16 protein-coding genes and 1 pseudogene are annotated in these 17,894 nt (G+C 38.0%); 5 read left to right on the top strand and 12 right to left on the bottom strand.

From position 1 onward, the window contains the following. Positions 1-148 precede the first annotated feature (148 nt). Positions 149-526, bottom strand: coding sequence for an IS630 transposase-related protein (locus AC5YD2_RS11025; RefSeq protein WP_496125791.1), 378 nt, complete (start codon positions 524-526; stop codon positions 149-151). On the opposite strand from AC5YD2_RS11025, the gene AC5YD2_RS11020 reads away from it, so the two are divergent. Further along, positions 525-1,490 (top strand): hypothetical protein, encoded by a 966-nt coding sequence (locus tag AC5YD2_RS11020; RefSeq protein ID WP_496126373.1) that lies wholly within the window; start codon positions 525-527, stop codon positions 1,488-1,490. The two genes, AC5YD2_RS11025 and AC5YD2_RS11020, sit on opposite strands and share 2 nt — an antisense overlap. Before the next feature lie 175 nt (positions 1,491-1,665). On the opposite strand, the gene AC5YD2_RS11015 is transcribed toward AC5YD2_RS11020, so the two are convergent. The 4 genes from AC5YD2_RS11015 to AC5YD2_RS11000 all read right to left on the bottom strand — a co-directional run bounded on the left by AC5YD2_RS11015 (position 1,666) and on the right by AC5YD2_RS11000 (position 5,409). After that, positions 1,666-2,028 (bottom strand): endonuclease domain-containing protein, encoded by a 363-nt coding sequence (locus AC5YD2_RS11015; RefSeq protein WP_496126372.1) that lies wholly within the window; start codon positions 2,026-2,028, stop codon positions 1,666-1,668. A 605-nt stretch (positions 2,029-2,633) separates the two neighbouring features. Next, on the bottom strand, positions 2,634-2,948 hold the full coding sequence (locus tag AC5YD2_RS11010; protein ID WP_496126371.1) for an endonuclease domain-containing protein: 315 nt from the start codon (positions 2,946-2,948) through the stop codon (positions 2,634-2,636). Between the two features lie 78 nt (positions 2,949-3,026). Beyond that, on the bottom strand, positions 3,027-4,211 hold the full coding sequence (locus AC5YD2_RS11005) for a molecular chaperone DnaJ (RefSeq protein WP_496126370.1): 1,185 nt from the start codon (positions 4,209-4,211) through the stop codon (positions 3,027-3,029). A gap of 94 nt (positions 4,212-4,305) precedes the next feature. After that, positions 4,306-5,409 carry a molecular chaperone DnaJ gene (locus AC5YD2_RS11000; protein WP_496126375.1) on the bottom strand — a complete coding sequence of 368 codons (1,104 nt, stop codon included), beginning with the start codon at positions 5,407-5,409 and terminating at the stop codon, positions 4,306-4,308. Between the two features lie 340 nt (positions 5,410-5,749). On the opposite strand from AC5YD2_RS11000, the gene AC5YD2_RS10995 reads away from it, so the two are divergent. Further along, entirely contained in the window at positions 5,750-6,427 is a 678-nt protein-coding gene (locus AC5YD2_RS10995; RefSeq protein ID WP_496126369.1) for a DUF421 domain-containing protein, read from the top strand. Positions 6,428-6,788: 361 nt separating this feature from the next. Next, on the top strand, positions 6,789-7,991 hold the full coding sequence (locus AC5YD2_RS10990) for a GGDEF domain-containing protein (protein ID WP_496126368.1): 1,203 nt from the start codon (positions 6,789-6,791) through the stop codon (positions 7,989-7,991). A 125-nt stretch (positions 7,992-8,116) separates the two neighbouring features. Here the strand turns inward: AC5YD2_RS10990 and AC5YD2_RS10985 are convergent, their stop codons facing one another. Together AC5YD2_RS10985 and AC5YD2_RS10980 are read right to left on the bottom strand one after the other, a co-directional pair. Continuing rightward, the gene (locus tag AC5YD2_RS10985; protein WP_496126367.1) at positions 8,117-9,106 is read right to left on the bottom strand and encodes an NAD(P)H-quinone oxidoreductase; all 990 of its coding nucleotides are present in this window, start codon (positions 9,104-9,106) and stop codon (positions 8,117-8,119) included. Between the two features lie 204 nt (positions 9,107-9,310). Next, positions 9,311-10,195, bottom strand: coding sequence for an SDR family oxidoreductase (locus AC5YD2_RS10980; protein ID WP_496126366.1), 885 nt, complete (start codon positions 10,193-10,195; stop codon positions 9,311-9,313). A gap of 295 nt (positions 10,196-10,490) precedes the next feature. Between AC5YD2_RS10980 and AC5YD2_RS10975 the strand changes: the two genes are divergently transcribed. Beyond that, on the top strand, positions 10,491-11,648 hold the full coding sequence (locus AC5YD2_RS10975) for a sterol desaturase family protein (RefSeq protein WP_496126365.1): 1,158 nt from the start codon (positions 10,491-10,493) through the stop codon (positions 11,646-11,648). A gap of 63 nt (positions 11,649-11,711) precedes the next feature. On the opposite strand, the pseudogene cysN (AC5YD2_RS10970) reads toward AC5YD2_RS10975, so the two are convergent. The 4 genes and pseudogenes from cysN (AC5YD2_RS10970) to cysD form a co-directional block, all read right to left on the bottom strand. Beyond that, positions 11,712-11,969: pseudogene (cysN, locus tag AC5YD2_RS10970) on the bottom strand (sulfate adenylyltransferase subunit CysN); the annotation flags it as partial. Between the two features lie 38 nt (positions 11,970-12,007). After that, the gene (locus AC5YD2_RS10965) at positions 12,008-12,475 is read right to left on the bottom strand and encodes a YfjT/YkfB family phage-associated protein (RefSeq protein WP_496126364.1); all 468 of its coding nucleotides are present in this window, start codon (positions 12,473-12,475) and stop codon (positions 12,008-12,010) included. Positions 12,476-12,591: 116 nt separating this feature from the next. Then, positions 12,592-14,208, bottom strand: coding sequence for a sulfate adenylyltransferase subunit CysN (gene cysN, locus AC5YD2_RS10960; protein WP_496126363.1), 1,617 nt, complete (start codon positions 14,206-14,208; stop codon positions 12,592-12,594). 134 nt (positions 14,209-14,342) lie between these two features. After that, entirely contained in the window at positions 14,343-15,257 is a 915-nt protein-coding gene (cysD, locus tag AC5YD2_RS10955; RefSeq protein ID WP_496126362.1) for a sulfate adenylyltransferase subunit CysD, read from the bottom strand. Between the two features lie 422 nt (positions 15,258-15,679). On the opposite strand from cysD, the gene AC5YD2_RS10950 reads away from it, so the two are divergent. Then, positions 15,680-16,210: a hypothetical protein gene (locus AC5YD2_RS10950; RefSeq protein WP_496126361.1), complete on the top strand. Its 531-nt coding sequence runs from the start codon at positions 15,680-15,682 to the stop codon at positions 16,208-16,210. Positions 16,211-16,303: 93 nt separating this feature from the next. On the opposite strand, the gene AC5YD2_RS10945 is transcribed toward AC5YD2_RS10950, so the two are convergent. After that, the gene (locus AC5YD2_RS10945; protein ID WP_496126360.1) at positions 16,304-17,746 is read right to left on the bottom strand and encodes a capsule assembly Wzi family protein; all 1,443 of its coding nucleotides are present in this window, start codon (positions 17,744-17,746) and stop codon (positions 16,304-16,306) included. Positions 17,747-17,894: the final 148 nt, after the last annotated feature.

Here is a 17,894-nt window from a genome sequence, read left to right as displayed (position 1 = left end):
CTTAAGGAATGACATCGCTGGCCTCTTGGAGACCAACCATATTCTGCTATTTCATTGGTATTGATGCCTGATTCATCAATATAAAGAATATGATCCTCGCCATATTGTTTCTTCCATTGAGGTAGGAACCATTCAAATACAGCACGACTTAATTTACAGGCTTGTCTGTAAAGAAAACTCTTTTTTTACGCGTCCATCCCATCTTATTAAGGGCTTTTAAAATGACATGGTAACCAACGGTATAACCGAATTGTTGTTCAAACAAAGGGACAAGATCTTTCGCCTGAGTAAAAGGTGTATTTTTTACGAAGTGCTCAAAGGCTTGAAGATCTCGAATCCTCGAAGGGCGTCCTGCATTTTGAGGTTTAGGCTGTTTGAGCTGACCAGTCTGCTGTTCGAGTAGAATCCAATCATCTAGGGTGGTTCTTGCAATATTAAACAGTTCACACGTTTTGGATTTATGCTGTGATTCTTTATAAAACTGCATGACTTTTTCGCGTAAATCGACAGAATATGTTTTTGGCATGATCCTAAATCTTAGTGTTTTTTCTATTGTAGCTCATATTGGATTTTTAGCTATATCAAGTAAAAAGCTAAATCAATTTTTCCACTGGCTTAAAAAAGAAAATATTAATATTCATTACAACACAGTAGATGTTAGCTATTTTTATTTTATTGACTTTATAGATGACCAAATTCTAGTGTCATTAGCAAACAAGAAATTTGCCTCTCCTCTACTTAATAGAGACTATCAAATTTATCTTTATTTTTCTGAAATAAAATCAGAACTTTATAATTTTTTCATTGAAAATAAAGAAGAAATTACTAAAGAATTGCTTCATCTAAAATTTCCAAAAATTGATAACTCAAATATTCATGATATAAAATCAATTTTTTTAGATAGGATTAAGCATAACTCTAAATTAACTCATAAAGACGATATATCTTACATAATTGAAAAAAATGATTTATTTTTCTTAAAGGAAGATGAAAAAAATCTTTTAGTTAAAGATTTTTCGGTTTTTTATCTTACTAAGATCCATAAGTTTAAATCTTCAAAAATCACGCTCGATAATGAGTTTAATATTGATGAAGTAATTAAAAAATATATTAATGATGAAAAATATCGAAGTGATGCAATCAATATATATCGAGCAAATGTAAATTTTACTGACTCAGAAGAATCATTCTTCGTTCAATGTGCAGATATTATTATTGGCTTCATTAGAGAAATATACAAAATATCCTATATACAAGCATCAATATTATCAGATAAAAAAAGTTCCTTTTCTGTTAATGAAAATGAAATTGCATCAGAATTCACTGAATTTGCTGAAAACCTTAATTTAAGTGATTTTCAAAAGGACACTTTAAAAGTTTTTATCTATATACATAATAGATCTCTAAAAGATTTTAATGGAAATCAAGAAACTTTGATGCCTCTCAATGCACGGCTTTTCTTTGACAATTTTTTAAAATTTAATTTTTAGTTTCCTTCACTCAAGCCCTCCTCCATAGGGAGAGTGAGCGTCATTTTATTTAGTGCATGTATGAGTTTCACATTGGAGTTCCCTCTCCTTTTAGGAGAGGGTTAGGGAGAGGTATTTTTAATTTAAGAAACCCTCATCCCCCGCCTTCTCCCGAAGGGAGAAGGAGCTTCCATTATCAATTTACTTTCAGTTCAAAGCATATATTCCATAAATGATCCAACACCACATCAGTCTGCCCCAACACATCATAATTCCAATACCGTACAACTGTTAAGCCCAAAGCCTCTAAAAACTTGGTGCGTTCAGCATCATATTCAATTGCATCTTCCGTTCCATGCTGACTGCCATCCAACTCAATCACTAAACCAATTTCATGACAGTAAAAATCGACAATATAAGGTTTGATCACATGCTGACGACGAAATTTTAAATTCATAAATCGCTTGGCACGAAGAATTTGCCACATACGACTTTCAGCGTCGGTGGCGGTGTGGCGCATGGATTTGGCAAATTCTAATAATTGGGGATCTATTTTCATTTACATAATATCGTATACTAAATCTTAAACTTACAATTCGTACATTTCTTTGTATAAATTGAAAATCCCAAATTGCTAAAGCTTCCTTCGCGCTTAAAAAAATGCTGATGACAGTTTGGGCATAAATTGTCATCAATAATTAAAATTTTAAGAATATAGGCGCTGTAACACACAATAATCATAAAACCAATCAAGATAAATACAGGCAAATCAAACGAGTGACCTAACGTCGTGAATACGCTAAGAATAATAATAGAAAGTATTTGGTATAAGACAGCATGGAGAGCCACTTTTCTTAATTTTTGCTGATCGTCAGTATTTTTCATTTTTAAACTCAAATCATTTATAAAATTTGATGCTCCAACAACATCTCCAACCCACTCTTTTTCCCCGTATAGATCAACCTTTGCTTTTAACTTTTACTATTTAAAACCCTCACACGTGGGAAGCGATGTTTCTCATCCTATAGAGAGGGAGCAACCTTTATGAATTCCACTATAACTTGATACTCAATGGAAATCCCCTCTCCTCTTAGGAGATGAGCATCCTCAGAATATATTCTGAGTACGCAAGGGAAAGATATTACGCAATTCAAAAAACATATTTCACAAATCTTCCAACACCACATCCGTTCGCCCCAACACAGCATGATTCCAATACCGCACAACCGTTAAACCCAACGCCTCTAAAAACTTGGTGCGTTCAGCATCATATTCAATAGCATCTTCCGTTCCATGCTGACCACTATCCAACTCAATCACCAAACCAATTTCATGACAATAAAAATCTATAATGTAAGGTGCAATCACATGCTGACGACGTAATTTCAGATTCATAAATCGCTTGGCACGAAGAATTTGCCACATGAGGTTTTCTGCATCGGTGGCGGTATGGCGCATGGATTTGCACATTCTAATCATGATGACTTTATTTTTATTGAGATTTTAAAAAAGCACCATAAAATCTATGATGCTCATACTAAAAATTAAACTTTAAAATCAAACAAATGACCAACTAAACATTCTACTTTTTAAGAGCATTTTTAACAGCGTAATATCTTGGTACTGAGTTAAAAGCCTTTGATCTATTTCTAATTTATTCTGAATATCAGCCAAATCACGTTGATATTTTTTAGTCAAATCAATCGGTTTAAAGGTTTGCTTATAAAAACCAGAACTTTCCCAATCAAATGAATAAACAATATCATCTATCTCAAATTGTAATTGTTCAATTTGCTCTTCTAGCAATAAGTTATAAGATTTTAAATGCTCATTTGCAACTTTAACTGCCTGTTTTTGATCGTCTTGCTCTGTATAAGCACGTAGCTTTAATAAACCAAGTAGATCTTTTTCCTCTAACGCTCTATTGGCTTGTTGTAATAATTCTGTTTTTTCAATCCGCTTTTGCTCATCTTGCTCACGATCAGGATGAATCACTGAGGCAATTTTTAAATAGATGGTTTTTAATGACTGCCCTGCCATTTTTTTTGCTTCTTCAAGCTGTACTTGCTTCTTTAAGGCTTTCTTTTTTTCTTTTTCAGCAAACTTTTGATACTCTTCACGCTCATCTTCATTGAGTTGATTTTGAATAAAATCCCCTTCTTCTCGATCAAGTTTTTGTTTCACTTTTTGCATAAACTCTTCAAGATTGTCGAGATCTAAATCAAAGTCAAGCCAATCGACCGTCACTCCTAATTGATCTGCTAGAATTTCCTTCATGACTTGTGTCTGCATCATCTCATCAGTATCATGCGCTTGATTCAAATCATCGTTTACATTAGATGTAACTGTCTCAAAACGAGAGCCGTCTTCTATAAGCTTATAATATTGAGCAACAATGACCGTCAAATCATGTTGTTGTTCAGATAGATTCGGATTATTGAGGAGCAGACTCGCTAAAATTGAAATTTTTTCATCCAAACGCTGTAAATGGGTTTTAGCAAATTTATGGGCATTTTTATATTGCCAAAGGATCTCTAATTGACTAAACAAAACTTGATGCCATTTACCATATAAGGGCAAGAGTTCCGCACTTGCATCCTGCTGTACTTTTTGTTGTGCTTGTTGCCACTCCATCAACACTGCTTGTAATTTCTCAATTTTTTGAATCAAGCGATTAAACTTCTTCTGTTGTGGAGATAAATTTTCTGTTTCTTGGTACACGCTTAAATCTAAAGTACTCATGAGCCTACTTCAATACCGATATGATTTCATCCAATATTTTAACATGATGAATGCATATGAACTATTGGCTTAAAAAGTACAACCATTTTGTAGCTCACAAAGCCCCATGCTCCAATAACATCTCCAACCCACTCTCTTTCCCCATATACATCAGTCTTTGTTTTTCCACTTTGAGCTGCTGTTTAATAGCGGACACATCCGCATCAATCTGCTTATACAAATCTGCAATATTCAGTTGCCCTTTCGACTTCTGCACTGCAATTTTCGCCTTGGGTGACCACACTAAATCATCAATCAAGGCATTGATTTGACTTTGAAGCTCAGAACTTTGCGACGTTAAAGCCATTTGATAAAACTTTAATTGCTCACCACTCAAGGCTTTTTTATTCAGTCGCTGTTGCTCAACCTCTAATTGTAATTTCAATAAATAAAATAAATCCTGCTGTTCATAGGCTTCATTGGCACGCTGTAATAGCTTTGTCCTTTCTACTTTCTTCGTTTCATCCTGTTCACGATCCGGGTGAATAATCGAGGCTATTTTTAAATACACGGATTTCAACGATTGCTCAGACATTTTCTCAGCTTGAGCCTGTTTATCTTGTTTTCGTTTAAGCTTCGCTTGTTCACGGGCTTGGCTATACTGATCACGTTGCTGATCAAAATCATATTCCCAGTCCCATGATTCACTTTGATCCATTGCCTGCTCTGAATCAGTCATCTCCATATTTTCAGCGCTTTGCACTTGATCATCGTCAGAAACTCTTGTCTTGTTAATATGCTGATTCTGTTTAGTCTGTTTTGATCGTTTTAAGTCTGCATGTTCAGCTGTTTGCTGATAAAACTGAATAATCTGCTCAATCAGATCGGATTGATGTTCTGACAGGGTCTGATTCGATTGTAGGGATAAAGCCAAGTCTTGTATGTTCTGATCCAACTGTGCCAGATCTGCTGGAGAGAAATTATATTTGCTTAGGCTATTCCATAACTGCTCTAATTGTTGATAGAGTACTTGATTCAACTGATGATACGCAGGCATTAACTTCTGCCCTGCATACTGTTGAATCTCAGATTTGGCATTTTGCCATGTAGCCAACAATAGTTTTTGCTGTTCTATGCTTTCAATCAAACGATTTAACTTTTTGTGCTGTGGAGACACTTCAACATTGGGTTGAACCGTGGTTTTTAGATCAAAAGTCATCATTAATACAATCAGAACAAAAGCAGAAATACATTATAGCGGACTTCGTATTCCCTCACATCGCAGAACACTTTTAAGAGCATGGTGAGTGATTAATACGAAGCCAATGGGTTGCCTCTCTATTGAGTGAGCTTATTCAATTGAAGATGGACGTGATTCAACAACATTTCAACCTATTCTCACTTCTAGCTTTAAATTTCGCCTTTTTTTAAGAAGATTGTTCTATAGCATATGAGCTATCAAAAAAAAATTAAGCCAACAAAAACATACATTTCTCGCAATACCTCAGCATCACGATCCCGATAAACTAAATCTCATTCTAATAAAAAAGGTGTCAGATATGGATCTTCAAGACATTCTCATACTCGATACAACATGGGGCTTTGTCGGCGAATTGCTGATTCGCTGTTTTTTAATGTACATCATGATTATCGTGGTGCTCAGACTAACGGGTAAACGTGGCGTTCGTCAGCTTTCGATCTTTGAAGTGGCAATTATTTTGTGTTTGGGATCGATTGCAGGCGATCCGATGTTTACAGATGATCTGCCCTTAATCCAAGCATTGGTGGTTATGTCGACCATTGTGATTTTATATCGAGTCACCACATGGTTAATGATGAAGTACCAACCTTTCGAAGATCTACTCGAAGGGAAATCTGCCTATATTGTGGAAAATGGTCAATTGGTCATTGAAGAGATTCAAAAAGGCAAAATGTCACATGATGAATTCTTTGCGGAAATGCGTCAGCAGTCGGTTGAACATTTGGGACAAGTTCGTGTCGGGCTATTAGAGTCGGATGGTAAATTCAGTATTTTGTACTATGCAGATGATCAGGTGAAATATGGTTTACCCCTATTCCCCAAAGCCTGTGAACTGGCTAAGCAAGTTGATAATCATAAGTATTATGCCTGTGTTTATTGTGGCTATGTGACTCAACTCGATTCGATCAAAACCGAATGTGAGCGTTGCCAATGCACTGAATGGACTGAAGCCATCAATTGCAAACGTATAACTTAATTGGCAATACTAAACTTGATAGCTCCTATTTGAGTGACTTAAGTTTGAAAAGCTTCATTTCAAATACCCAATTAGAATACTGAATTGGACGCGCATACACTTTCAGTGATTGTGGCTAAATATCACACAAAGAACGAAGCTTAATATTTCTCTTTCAGAAAGTTTAATATCATAGTAAAGTATAAAATACAGATACTTAGATACACTTATAATAACGCATAGTCTTTCATTTTGGCGATACATATCACAGCTATTGCATATTCGATCCAAGTATTCACAAATAAACGTAGTAGAAAAATATCAATATTTTGTTTCATTCAGAGCACTGCTATCTGAAAACAAACTACGAAAGGATGCGCGAATGCCGATGTTCAGCCCAGACTTTTCAACAGTCTTTAGTATGATCAGCCTATCTTCCTTCTTGGTATGTTGGATTTTATGGCTCATGGGGCGACAGTATTGGCAACAGGGATTGTCCTTTGCTGTGCTCAGTACTGCCTTATATGGCTGTGCTTATGCTGCATTTTTACTGCAAAGTATTGCTCAACATCTGGTTTTTTTGGTGGTTTCAAAACTACTGTTTTGTTTAGCGATATCCGTCTCTATTTTATCCATTCAGCGCTTTCGTCAAAGTCATCGACCAATACGTGACCTTGTTACGGTTTCTCTTCCGATTTTAGTAACGACTGGCTTAGCTTTTCTTTTTATTCCCAATAGCATTGCCCAGTTCAATGAATTTCATACCATCATCTGTGCCATACAAATCATTTACTGTTTACGTCTCTTGATTCAAATGCGTTCACGCACCCCGGGTTCAGGTTGGATCTTGGTACTTACTTCAGTTTGCATCCAATTTGCTATTTTACTGTTATTGATTACCACCCAAACCTTTTCAATGCCTGATCTGAGCATTCGCTTAACTGCGACAACAATGGTCACGATGTGGTCACTGTGTGTATTGCTATTTATGAAAATCTTTTTAAGTGGTTTTGGTTTCTTCATGATGGCACGAGACCGTCAATATGCGCTTGAGCAAGGCAAAGAAAAACTCGATTATCTAACTCAATTACCTAATCGTGCTGCGCTACTGAATGGTTTAAAGCAATTGATCCATCAAGATAGTGATACTACTGCACCCTTGACCATTATGTTAATCGATATTGATTATTTTCAAAAAATTAACAATGAGCATGGACATTTAGTCGGTGATCAAGTGATTCAAATGGTCGCTCAAACCTTACAGCTACAATGTCGGGTCACTGATATCGCGGCGCGATATAGTGGAAAAGGCTTTGCTTTACTGTTGACGAACACCACGATTCAAGGTGCAGAAGTTTTGGCAAATCGTTTATGTGAAATGGTTAGACATCACGATATCATTCTTAAAAATGGACATACTTTCAATGTCACCATTAGCATTGGGGTGCATTGTTGTATACCAGCTAAAAGCAATCAATGGGAAACAATTTTTGCTGCGGCGAATACCGCTTTGATCAAGGCGAAGTCCAGTGGTCGTGACCGCTTTGTGATCTCGACCCCCTCCATGTTGCAAAATTCATCCTAGGTATTGAGCAATTTCAGCGTTTATTCAGCCTTTGGGTCTTTAAAATTCAATAAAAAAGGTGAGCCTTAGCCCACCTTTATTTCATCCAATTAGATAATTTTTAAATCTAAATTAATTCGATAATGTTAGATCACTTCGACCACTACTTTGCCCACATGCTCACCTGTATCCATGATCGTATGTGCTGCTTGGATTTGATCAAATTTAAAGGTTTTATAGATCATCGGTAAACATTCACCTTTCGCCCAAAGTGGTGCAACCACTTCTTGTAAACCTTTAGTAATTTCAGCTTTTTCAGCAGTATTACGCGCACGCATGGTGGAACCTGTAATGGTCAATCGCTTCATCATGATTTGACCCAGCTTTACTTCTTTGGCTTTTGCACCGCCTAAGAATGCGATATACACCAAACGTCCATCACGGCGTAACAAATTCAGGTTTTGAGCCAAATAGGGTGCCCCAACGATATCTAGAATGATATCAACACCCGCATTATCCGTTGCCTCATTGATCACTTGCTCAAAGTCTTGAGTCTTATAGTTAATCGCTGTGGTCAAATCAGAAATGGCTTGAACTTTTTCATCTGAACCCACGGTTGCAAATGTTTGCATGCCTAAGGCATTACATAGCATGAGTGCTGTCGTACCAATGCCACTGGTTCCGCCATGAATCAATACCGTCTCGCCTGCTTGTGCTCGTCCCATTTGGAACACATTCGCCCAAACGGTATAAAACGTTTCAGGAATCGCCGCTGCTTGTACAAAGCTCACGCCTTCGGGAATGGATAAAGTTTGGCTTTCAGGCACCACGCAATATTCTGCATAGCCACCACCATTGGTCAGACCACAGACTTTGTCACCAACCTTAAACGCTTTAACGTCTGCACCTACAGCTTCAACTACACCTGAAACTTCCAAGCCCGGCACTGGCGTTACGCCTTTTGGCATTGGATATAAACCTTGCCGTTGCAAAATATCTGGGCGGTTTAAACCAAAGGCATGAACTTTTACAAGGACTTCATTATTTGCAGGGCTTGGAATCTCCACTGTTTCATAAGCCAGTTTTTCAACACCGCCCGGTTCTGTAATAATGATCTGTTGCATCGTCTGTGACATTCGATTTCCTTATTGGTTCACTATTCATGTATTGAGTTTATTTGAACATAGTTCATCTCAGGTTTGAAGTCTTGTCTGACTTATGTCTGAAGTTCCCCATCATTTTTGGAAATGTCTCAATGTGAATATTCATCATTTTGCACGTCATTCAGCAAAAGTTCAAAATAACTTTTATTCAAAGCCAATGCTTGGAAAATAGCTGCTTTAGTTCTTGTTATGGTCCAAATTTTTAATCACATCAGGTAAAAATGATCGATGAAATCCGTCATAGGCTTCATTGTTTTGAGCCGTGGATAATGGGAATATGCGTGTTCCCAATGAAGCTGCACCATCGATGCGAATGGTCACACCTGAAATGAATTTCGATGCTTCTGAAAGCAAATATACGATGGCTGAAGACACTTCTGATTCCGTGCCCATGCGTTGCAGTGGTACGTGTTGCGCCATGCTGGGAATGATTTTTTCTGCCATTTCGCCTGTATAGCTGTCCATCCCTGAGGAAAGTATCCACCCGGGTGCAACCGCATTGACTCGAACGCCTGATTTTCCCCACTCCACCGCAGCGGTTTTGGTCAGATTATCGACTCCTGCTCGCGCAGCACCTGAATGTCCCATGTTGGGCATACCGCCCCACATATCGGCAGTCATGTTTACGATGCTTCCACCATGATTCGCCATCCATTGGTTATAGGCTTCACGCATAAGGTAGAAGGTGGCGTGTAGATTGTTTTTAATGACAGCATCGAAGCCATTGGCAGAGATGTTTTCTAAGTGTGATGGGAACTGTCCACCTGCATTATTCACTAAACCATCCAGTCTTCCGAACTTTTCAATGACTTCGCTGATCATGGCTTTAACTTGGTTTTCATCACGGTTATCGCAAGCGATGCCGTGCGCTTTTCCACCATCCTCAAGGATTTCAACCACGACTTGATCGAGTTTTTCTAATGTACGACCTGTGATAATGACTTGTGCGCCTAATGATGCCAATTCATGGGCGGTACAACGACCAATACCTGAACCACCTCCAGTGATGATGATGACTTGGTTTTGAAAGGCATGAGCGTTGAAAATTGAATGATATCCCATATCGTTATTGTACCTTTTTTATATTCTTCAGCAGTAAACCCGAATCTATCTTGAGATTCAATGTCTAAGCGAATTTAAAAAGTTTGAGTTATACGTACGCTTACCAGCCTATCTTGCGATGATGATATTCTCTACTCTTTTCAATCACTGCATTTGGGATATAACAATCAATCTCGACTGCTTAAAAATCACTAAGATAGTGGTCAGTTTATAAACAAGGGCTGAAATAATTTAAATCGCACAATAAAATAAAATGTAATAATATTCTCAATGACAAATTTATAGAAAAATTATAATGACAGATCAACTTCGAGAAAAATTTGAAAATCTAGAATTAAATCAGGGTCAAGGTAAAATCAGTGCTTTTATTTCAATCGCCTTAGGACTACTTGGAATTTTTGCTGCACTCTGTTTTTTGTTTCCTAGCATCTTCACCACGCCTGAATTACGTCCATTTTATCATCAGCATCACGATATACTTTATTATAGTTTATTGATTGCCATTGCAATCAGTGCAGGCTTTGGAGCTTATAGCTCCATTATTAAACAAAATAGATATGGCTTTTATGGTTTATGTTTTACCATCATTGCCGCGATCTTAGGCTGTGGTCTGATTAAAGCGCCTACACTGCCGAATCTTCCTTTTTATGCAGGCATTGATTATTTTGTACTGACACTGCTTATTCTAGCCTTAGTGTTTATACCGCTCGAAGGATTTTTCGCCAAGAATAAAGATCAGAAAATTCTGCGTGTGGGTTGGTTGACTGATATGAAATATTTCATGTTCAGTCATATCGGTATTCAACTGTTTTCTTTTTTAACCGTGATGCCTATCCAATATTGGATTACACATATTCCCAATAATCCGATTGTCGCTGTGGTTCAATCTCAACCGATTTGGTTACAGTTTATAGAATTGATTATTGTTGTAGACTTCACAACTTATTGGCTTCATCGTGCCATGCACGAAGTAAATTTTTTATGGCGGTTTCATGCCATCCATCACTCCACAGAACATATGGATTGGTTAGCATCTTCGCGATTACATATCGTTGAAGTGGTACTGACACGCTTTATCGCCACTTTACCTATTTTCTTACTCGGTTTTCATACATCTGCTGTTTTCGCCTATTTAATCTTTATTTCCTTTCATGCCATTTTTATCCATTCGAATGTCAGATTTCGCTTCCCTTACCTACGTTGGCTGGTTGCAACACCTGAGTTTCATCATTGGCACCATTCTTCTGAAAAACCGGCTATTGATAAAAATTATGCGGCATTTATTCCGTTGTATGATGTCATTTTTAAAACAGTATACATGCCTAAGCATTTAGCCAGTGTGTATGGAACAGTCGGCTATAAAATTCCTAATAGTTTTGTGAAGCAATTTACTTGGCCTTTCAAACGCTATGTCAATAAATTTAAAAAACGACTGAATAAAGATGCGTCTTAATCCGAACATTCACACCCAATAAAAAAACCCGCGATAAGCGGGTTTTTTTATTGATTCAATCTATTACAGACGAACCAATTCCACAATCTTTTCAGCCAATGCTTCAGCAGACTCATCTGCATAGCTGACATCAGTCCCTTCAGCAACAGTCGTAATCACAACAACACCTGTCTCACGAAGCAACGCCACTTGAGTAGCATCAAGACTTACTTTCGCAATTGCCACGATACCTTGTTGAAGCAACAAGTTTTCAATCGCTTGAGCATTTGCAAGTGCAGCTTCAGACACAGTCACCGCAGCAGGTTTTTGACCTAAACGTGCAGTACATCACACTGCATTCGTTTTGAAATAAGCAATATCTACAGTTCTTCAAACTTTGACATGCAATCTTTTAGTATTACACTTTCATTTGGGTTACGTGGACTAAACGTAGCAATTTTGGTCTCATTCCAATAAGCCTCTATCTGTTTAGCACCAGAAATTTTCTTTGTAAAATCATTCCATTCAGTAGATGAATTTGATGTTTTAGTTGTAGCTGGAGGAGTTGCTACTGTCTCTTGATTTATCAAAAATGTTAATGGTCTTTTCGATACAGAATTCTTATAAGCTGTTTCATAAGACAGGCGTTTAGCAGTAGTAATATAGACACCATGATCACCTGTTTCACCCGTACCGCTAGCACAATCAATGTGAAGCTTATTTCCTTTCACATCATTAATCTGATATATCTCATACCCTTTTTCAAACCCAGTATCCCATATATTAGGTACAGCATTAGCCAATGTCGTCAAAGGCATAATTAAACTTGCATAAAGTATTTTTTTCATGTCCCACCTTAATTTCCATATCTTAAATACTACTTTATATATTTCTTAAATGAAGGAAAGTATTACCTTACTATTGTTAAACAAAGAACCCGCATTAAGCGGGTTCTTTCAATCAATTAAAGACGAACCAATTCCACAATTTTTTCAGCCAATGCTTCAGCAAACTCATCTGCATAGCTGACATCAGTCCCTTCAGCAACAGTCGTAATCACAACCACACCTGTCTCACGAAGCAATGCCACTTGAGTAGCATCTAAACCTGCTTTTGCAATCGCTACGATGCCTTGTTGAAGTAACAAGTTTTCAATCGCTTGAGCATTTGCAAGTGCAGCTTCAGACACAGTCACCGCAGCAGGTTTTTGACCTAAACGTGCAGCACGCGCTTCAGCAGTCACAGGATTACTATGTGCCGTCCATTCAACAGACTCTTCCACCATACCTGCACCAATCGTCACGTTATTTAAACGATCAATGAAGATAAATGAACCTGTGTAACGACTGTCTTGATAACGGTCAAAGACTACTGGCGCATCGAACTCAACAGTGACATTGGCAATCGCATTCAGCTCAAGGCTGTCAACTTTTGCCTTTTCCAATGTGTTGACGTTGGTACGGTAGTTAATCGCAGTTACTTTAGCAGGAACAGTTTGCGTACCAATCTTGACATTGTATAGCTTACCCATCACCAGCGGTTGATCTGCCATCCACACCACAGTCGCTTGAACCGAACGTGAAATTGAAGGTAGACCTTGATCAGCACGGATCAACACATTACCACGAGAAATATCAATTTCATCGTTTAAAGTAATCGTTACAGCTTGACCTGCAACTGCACGTTCCAAATTACCATCGAACGTCACGATCTCTTTAACCGTAGACGACTTACCAGATGGTAAAGCAGTAATGGTATCGCCAACGTTAACGTCACCTAGCGCAATCGTACCGCAGAAGCCACGGAAATCGAGGTTCGGACGGTTGACGTATTGCACAGGTAAACGGAAATCACGTTGCGCTGTATCACGGTTAATTTCAACAGATTCTAAAGAACCCATTAGGGTTTGACCCGTGTACCATGGCGTATTTTCAGATTTGTTCACCACGTTGTCACCGTTTAACGCAGAAATCGGCGTAAAGATGATATTCGATGGTTTACGGTCACCCAATTGCGCAACAAAGCCTGCATATTCAGCTTGGATTTCATTGAAACGTGTTTCAGAGAATTCCACCAAGTCCATTTTGTTGATCGCAACAATAATGTTCTTAATACCCAAAAGGCTCGCAATAAAGGTATGACGGCGCGTCTGGGTTTGAACACCATAGCGTGCATCAATGAGGATGATCGCAAGGTCACAAGTTGACGCACCTGTTGCCATGTTACGCGTATATTGCTCATGTCCCGGAGTATCGGCAATGATGAACTTACGTTTTTCAGTTGAGAAATAACGATAAGCGACATCAATCGTAATACCCTGCTCACGCTCAGCTTGTAAACCATCGACAAGTAAAGACAAGTCAGGCGCATCGCCCGTTGTACCGACTTTTTTAGAATCACGCGTTACTGCTTGCAATTGATCTTCATAAATCAATTTTGAATCGTAAAGCAGGCGACCAATTAAAGTTGATTTACCATCATCTACGTTACCGCAAGTCAAGAAACGCAATAAGTCTTTATTTTCATGTTGTTTTAAATAGCCCAAGATATCTTGGCTAATCAAATCTGATTGATGAGACATGGCTCATAGCTCCACAAATACGTTGAAATCGGTGTATTGGAATCTCTAATCCCTCTAAATCTCCCTTTAAGAAAGGGAGACTTTCCTTCGCCTTTAAGCCCCTCTTTTTCAAAGAGGGGTTTGGGGAGATTGAATTAGAAGTAACCTTCTTGTTTTTTCTTCTCCATCGAGCCTGCTTCATCATGGTCAATCATACGACCTTGACGTTCAGAGCTAGTTGCCAAAAGCATCTCTTGGATGATTTCAGGCAAGGTATCAGCAGTTGATTCCACTGCACCTGTTAATGGATAACAACCTAAAGTACGGAAACGTACCGATTTCATTTCTGGAACTTCGCCCTCGAATAAAGGCATACGTTCATCATCAACCATAATCAACGTACCACTACGCTCCACCACAGGACGTTCTGCAGCAAGGTATAAAGGTACCAATGGAATGCTTTCCAAATAGATGTATTGCCAAATATCAAGCTCAGTCCAGTTTGATAATGGGAATACACGAATACTTTCACCCTTGTTCACTTTACCGTTGTAAAGATTCCAAAGTTCAGGACGTTGGTTTTTAGGATCCCAACGGTGCTTATCATCACGGAATGAATAGACACGTTCTTTTGCACGTGATTTTTCTTCATCACGACGAGCGCCACCAAAAGCTGCATCAAAACCGTATTTATCAAGGGCTTGTTTTAAGCCTTGAGTCTTCATGATGTCGGTATATTTTGAACTTCCATGATCGAATGGATTGATGCCCGCATCTACCCCTTCTTTGTTTTGATGCACGATCAAATCAAAACCATGCTTTTTCGCCATGTTGTCACGGAAGGCAATCATGTCTTTAAATTTCCAACCTGTGTCGACATGCAACAGTGGGAATGGAAGTTTTGCAGGGTAAAATGCTTTCAGCGCTAGATGTAACATCACTGCTGAATCTTTACCGATAGAATACAGCATGACCGGATTTTCAAACTCGGCTGCGACTTCGCGGATAATATGAATACTCTCAGCTTCAAGCTGCTTTAGATGAGTAAGTCTTTCCTCATTTAACGACATGGACAACACCAGCTTAGAAAAACGTGTACTTATGACACTTTTGAAAATTTATATTCATTATAGTGATTTAGCCAACTTTCCTTTAGCATGTTTTTTTATATTGATATATGTAAACATCATATAAAAACAGGATAAATACAAAATTAACATTATAAAACCATGGCTTAGCTATAACCAGTCTACCTTATTCATATAACTGTTAAACCTTAACTGAAATATAAAACAATAATTTATTTCTTTTCCGCGCTCACACTGCATTTTAATCATTTCCAAGGTCTACAACGCGAATAAAAATGACATGAGAATGCAATTGCTATGATTTAAATCACCTATATAAAATTCAACTGTCCAATAGTTCAACAGATTATCAATCTAAGCTCATATAAAATTCAATCATTCGACCTCTACAGAAGCTTTCTCCCATGCTTAGCCTAGAACAGATCAAACAGTCTCTTGAAAAAGCCCAGTTCGCTGGAAATATTTATCAGCACAATGACAATATTCTTGTCTTGCAAGAACCCTATACTGAAGATGGCGCGGCTTTTAATATTTTTGTGCAGCATGAACACACTTCAGACCAACTTGGACTTCAATTTGCAATTAAACTGGAGAATCAAAAACTGAAATACTTGATTGGCGTCACGCATAGCAATCAAGACAAGCGCTACGAAATCGCGATCAACAATTTAAAAGGTGACCAAAAAGCCTTTAATCTATGTTATGCCTTTTATAACTATCCTAAAAAATTCTATTTGATCGAAACAGATTTATACGTCAATTCAGAGCAATTTACCCAATGCATTGAACAACAATTGTTTAATCAGCCTGAATTAGATTTTTTGGAAAGCGCCACTAAAATTAATCCAATGGGGCAGTCTTATCATTGGATGAAGCACTATATTTTGCAATCTAGCTTGGATATGAAAGTTCGAATTCAAACCTGTCTATTGTAATGTTCAGTCATTTTCAAATTATTCTGTAAAATTTTGGATATTTCTGCCATAAAAAAGCCCCATTCGATGGGACTTTTTTTCACTCAAGTGATTTTAAAAACCAAACATCGCTTTCTCTAGGGGTAATTCGACACCTAGGGAGAGACCCGCATCATTACCATAAAGATCTGAATCAGCAATCCAACCGTTGATCTTCAAAGGAATACTTGGCTTGATGTAATGTGTCCACGTCAGGTCTAGCGCTTTAATTTCATCATTTTCTGGAAAGGCAAAATTGGTTATGCGATCAGATTGATTCACTTTGGCAAACAATGCACGACCAGATAATCGATTCATAGCATCAAAACGAATATCTCCACCGAATGAAATCATTTCCCCATCTCCACCAATTGCATGTGCCAGTGGATAGCCATGTTGGTAATACCCATCGGTATAAATATAATGGTTATAAGAAACGCCTTCTACATTGCCATTGGTTGTCGTATCTGCCCACTCTGCATATATTTGATAAGGCATATTTTTATAACTTGCTGAATAATCGATACCTGCTAAATACATTTTTTTGGCAGGTAATAATCCCGCTTCATCTTCACCGACAAATTGACCATATAAACCAACAGGTACATTGAATAATTGTTGTAAGTTTAATCTTGCATCTAATCCAGCAATTTGATTAGATTTATCTAAATCTCCATCATCAAAATTATCATTACCTTTAATGGCATTCCAAAGTGTATCCCATTTTTCCGAACGCCCTTCTCCCCCCCATTGCAATACACGGGAAGCCCCTAATTCCAAATACGGTAAAGGTTGAGCTGTTAAACGTAAACCCAATAATTTCGCATCAGGTATCGCTTGATAATCATCTAACTGACCTGCAAAGGCTTGATATTGCCATGGCCCAATCCAAGATAACCATTTACTTTCAAATGCATTTTGCTCTGCACGCTGTACCGTAACACCATAAACAGGACGGCTGGCATCACCACGGATCAAGCTGCCATCATGACCAGGGCCCCAATAGGTAGGAATTTGTCCAGCGATAACCCACTGATTCCATAATTTTCCAGCTAAGTAAGAACTTTCCACATTGACATCTTGATCATTGTCAATCTGTGGGTCTTTCTCTCCTTTAACTTTTAAACGTGCATCCCAGTTTTGTCCGCCAGCATTGAATTCTGCGCCAATGGCATATTGAGCTTTCTGATCATCGCCGAAGGCTTGCGGAATACTCTTAGGATCAGTCTCAGCAAAGACTTCAACTTTTAAGAATTCATTCTCAGCCTCTAAGCTCTGGCGCACAGATTGAATGACTTTTTGTTGTGTCGATGTCGTCACATGAGCATTACTCAAGGCACGTTGAATTTCATCACCACTCAATGGCCAAGTAGACGTACTGATTTGAATAACACCTTGCTGATTTAACCAATTGAGATCCGTTTTTAGATCCGCTTGATTAAGCACAATTCCTTGTGCAAATCCTGTCATCGAAACACTGGCAAAAATTGCCGTATACAGTGATTTTTTAATAAGCATGTTATTCATTACCTAATGGTTATCTATATATTGCACCTTAAATTCATATGTCACATTTTTCAATCATTAAAGTGTGACAAGACGACATATCTTTAATTTTGTTTATCATTTCTTAATTTCCTGTTTTTCAATAACTTTTGAATTAAGT

Source organism: Acinetobacter sp. CY73, assembly GCF_059515865.1.
Note: the sequence above shows the minus strand (reverse complement) of the source record. Positions and strands in the feature narration are given on the sequence as shown.

Bases quoted from the DNA above. Each gene is read 5' to 3' on its own strand.
- AC5YD2_RS11020 (WP_496126373.1), top strand. From the start codon at position 525: ATGATCCTAAATCTTAGTGTTTTTTCTATTGTAGCTCATATTGGATTT.
- AC5YD2_RS11025 (WP_496125791.1), bottom strand. From the start codon at position 526: ATGCCAAAAACATATTCTGTCGATTTACGCGAAAAAGTCATGCAGTTT.
- AC5YD2_RS11015 (WP_496126372.1), bottom strand. From the start codon at position 2,028: ATGAAAATAGATCCCCAATTATTAGAATTTGCCAAATCCATGCGCCAC.
- AC5YD2_RS11010 (WP_496126371.1), bottom strand. From the start codon at position 2,948: ATGATTAGAATGTGCAAATCCATGCGCCATACCGCCACCGATGCAGAA.
- AC5YD2_RS11005 (WP_496126370.1), bottom strand. From the start codon at position 4,211: ATGAGTACTTTAGATTTAAGCGTGTACCAAGAAACAGAAAATTTATCT.
- AC5YD2_RS11000 (WP_496126375.1), bottom strand. From the start codon at position 5,409: ATGACTTTTGATCTAAAAACCACGGTTCAACCCAATGTTGAAGTGTCT.
- AC5YD2_RS10995 (WP_496126369.1), top strand. From the start codon at position 5,750: ATGGATCTTCAAGACATTCTCATACTCGATACAACATGGGGCTTTGTC.
- AC5YD2_RS10990 (WP_496126368.1), top strand. From the start codon at position 6,789: ATGCCGATGTTCAGCCCAGACTTTTCAACAGTCTTTAGTATGATCAGC.
- AC5YD2_RS10985 (WP_496126367.1), bottom strand. From the start codon at position 9,106: ATGTCACAGACGATGCAACAGATCATTATTACAGAACCGGGCGGTGTT.
- AC5YD2_RS10980 (WP_496126366.1), bottom strand. From the start codon at position 10,195: ATGGGATATCATTCAATTTTCAACGCTCATGCCTTTCAAAACCAAGTC.
- AC5YD2_RS10975 (WP_496126365.1), top strand. From the start codon at position 10,491: ATGACAGATCAACTTCGAGAAAAATTTGAAAATCTAGAATTAAATCAG.
- AC5YD2_RS10965 (WP_496126364.1), bottom strand. From the start codon at position 12,475: ATGAAAAAAATACTTTATGCAAGTTTAATTATGCCTTTGACGACATTG.
- cysN (WP_496126363.1), bottom strand. From the start codon at position 14,208: ATGTCTCATCAATCAGATTTGATTAGCCAAGATATCTTGGGCTATTTA.
- cysD (WP_496126362.1), bottom strand. From the start codon at position 15,257: ATGTCGTTAAATGAGGAAAGACTTACTCATCTAAAGCAGCTTGAAGCT.
- AC5YD2_RS10950 (WP_496126361.1), top strand. From the start codon at position 15,680: ATGCTTAGCCTAGAACAGATCAAACAGTCTCTTGAAAAAGCCCAGTTC.
- AC5YD2_RS10945 (WP_496126360.1), bottom strand. From the start codon at position 17,746: ATGCTTATTAAAAAATCACTGTATACGGCAATTTTTGCCAGTGTTTCG.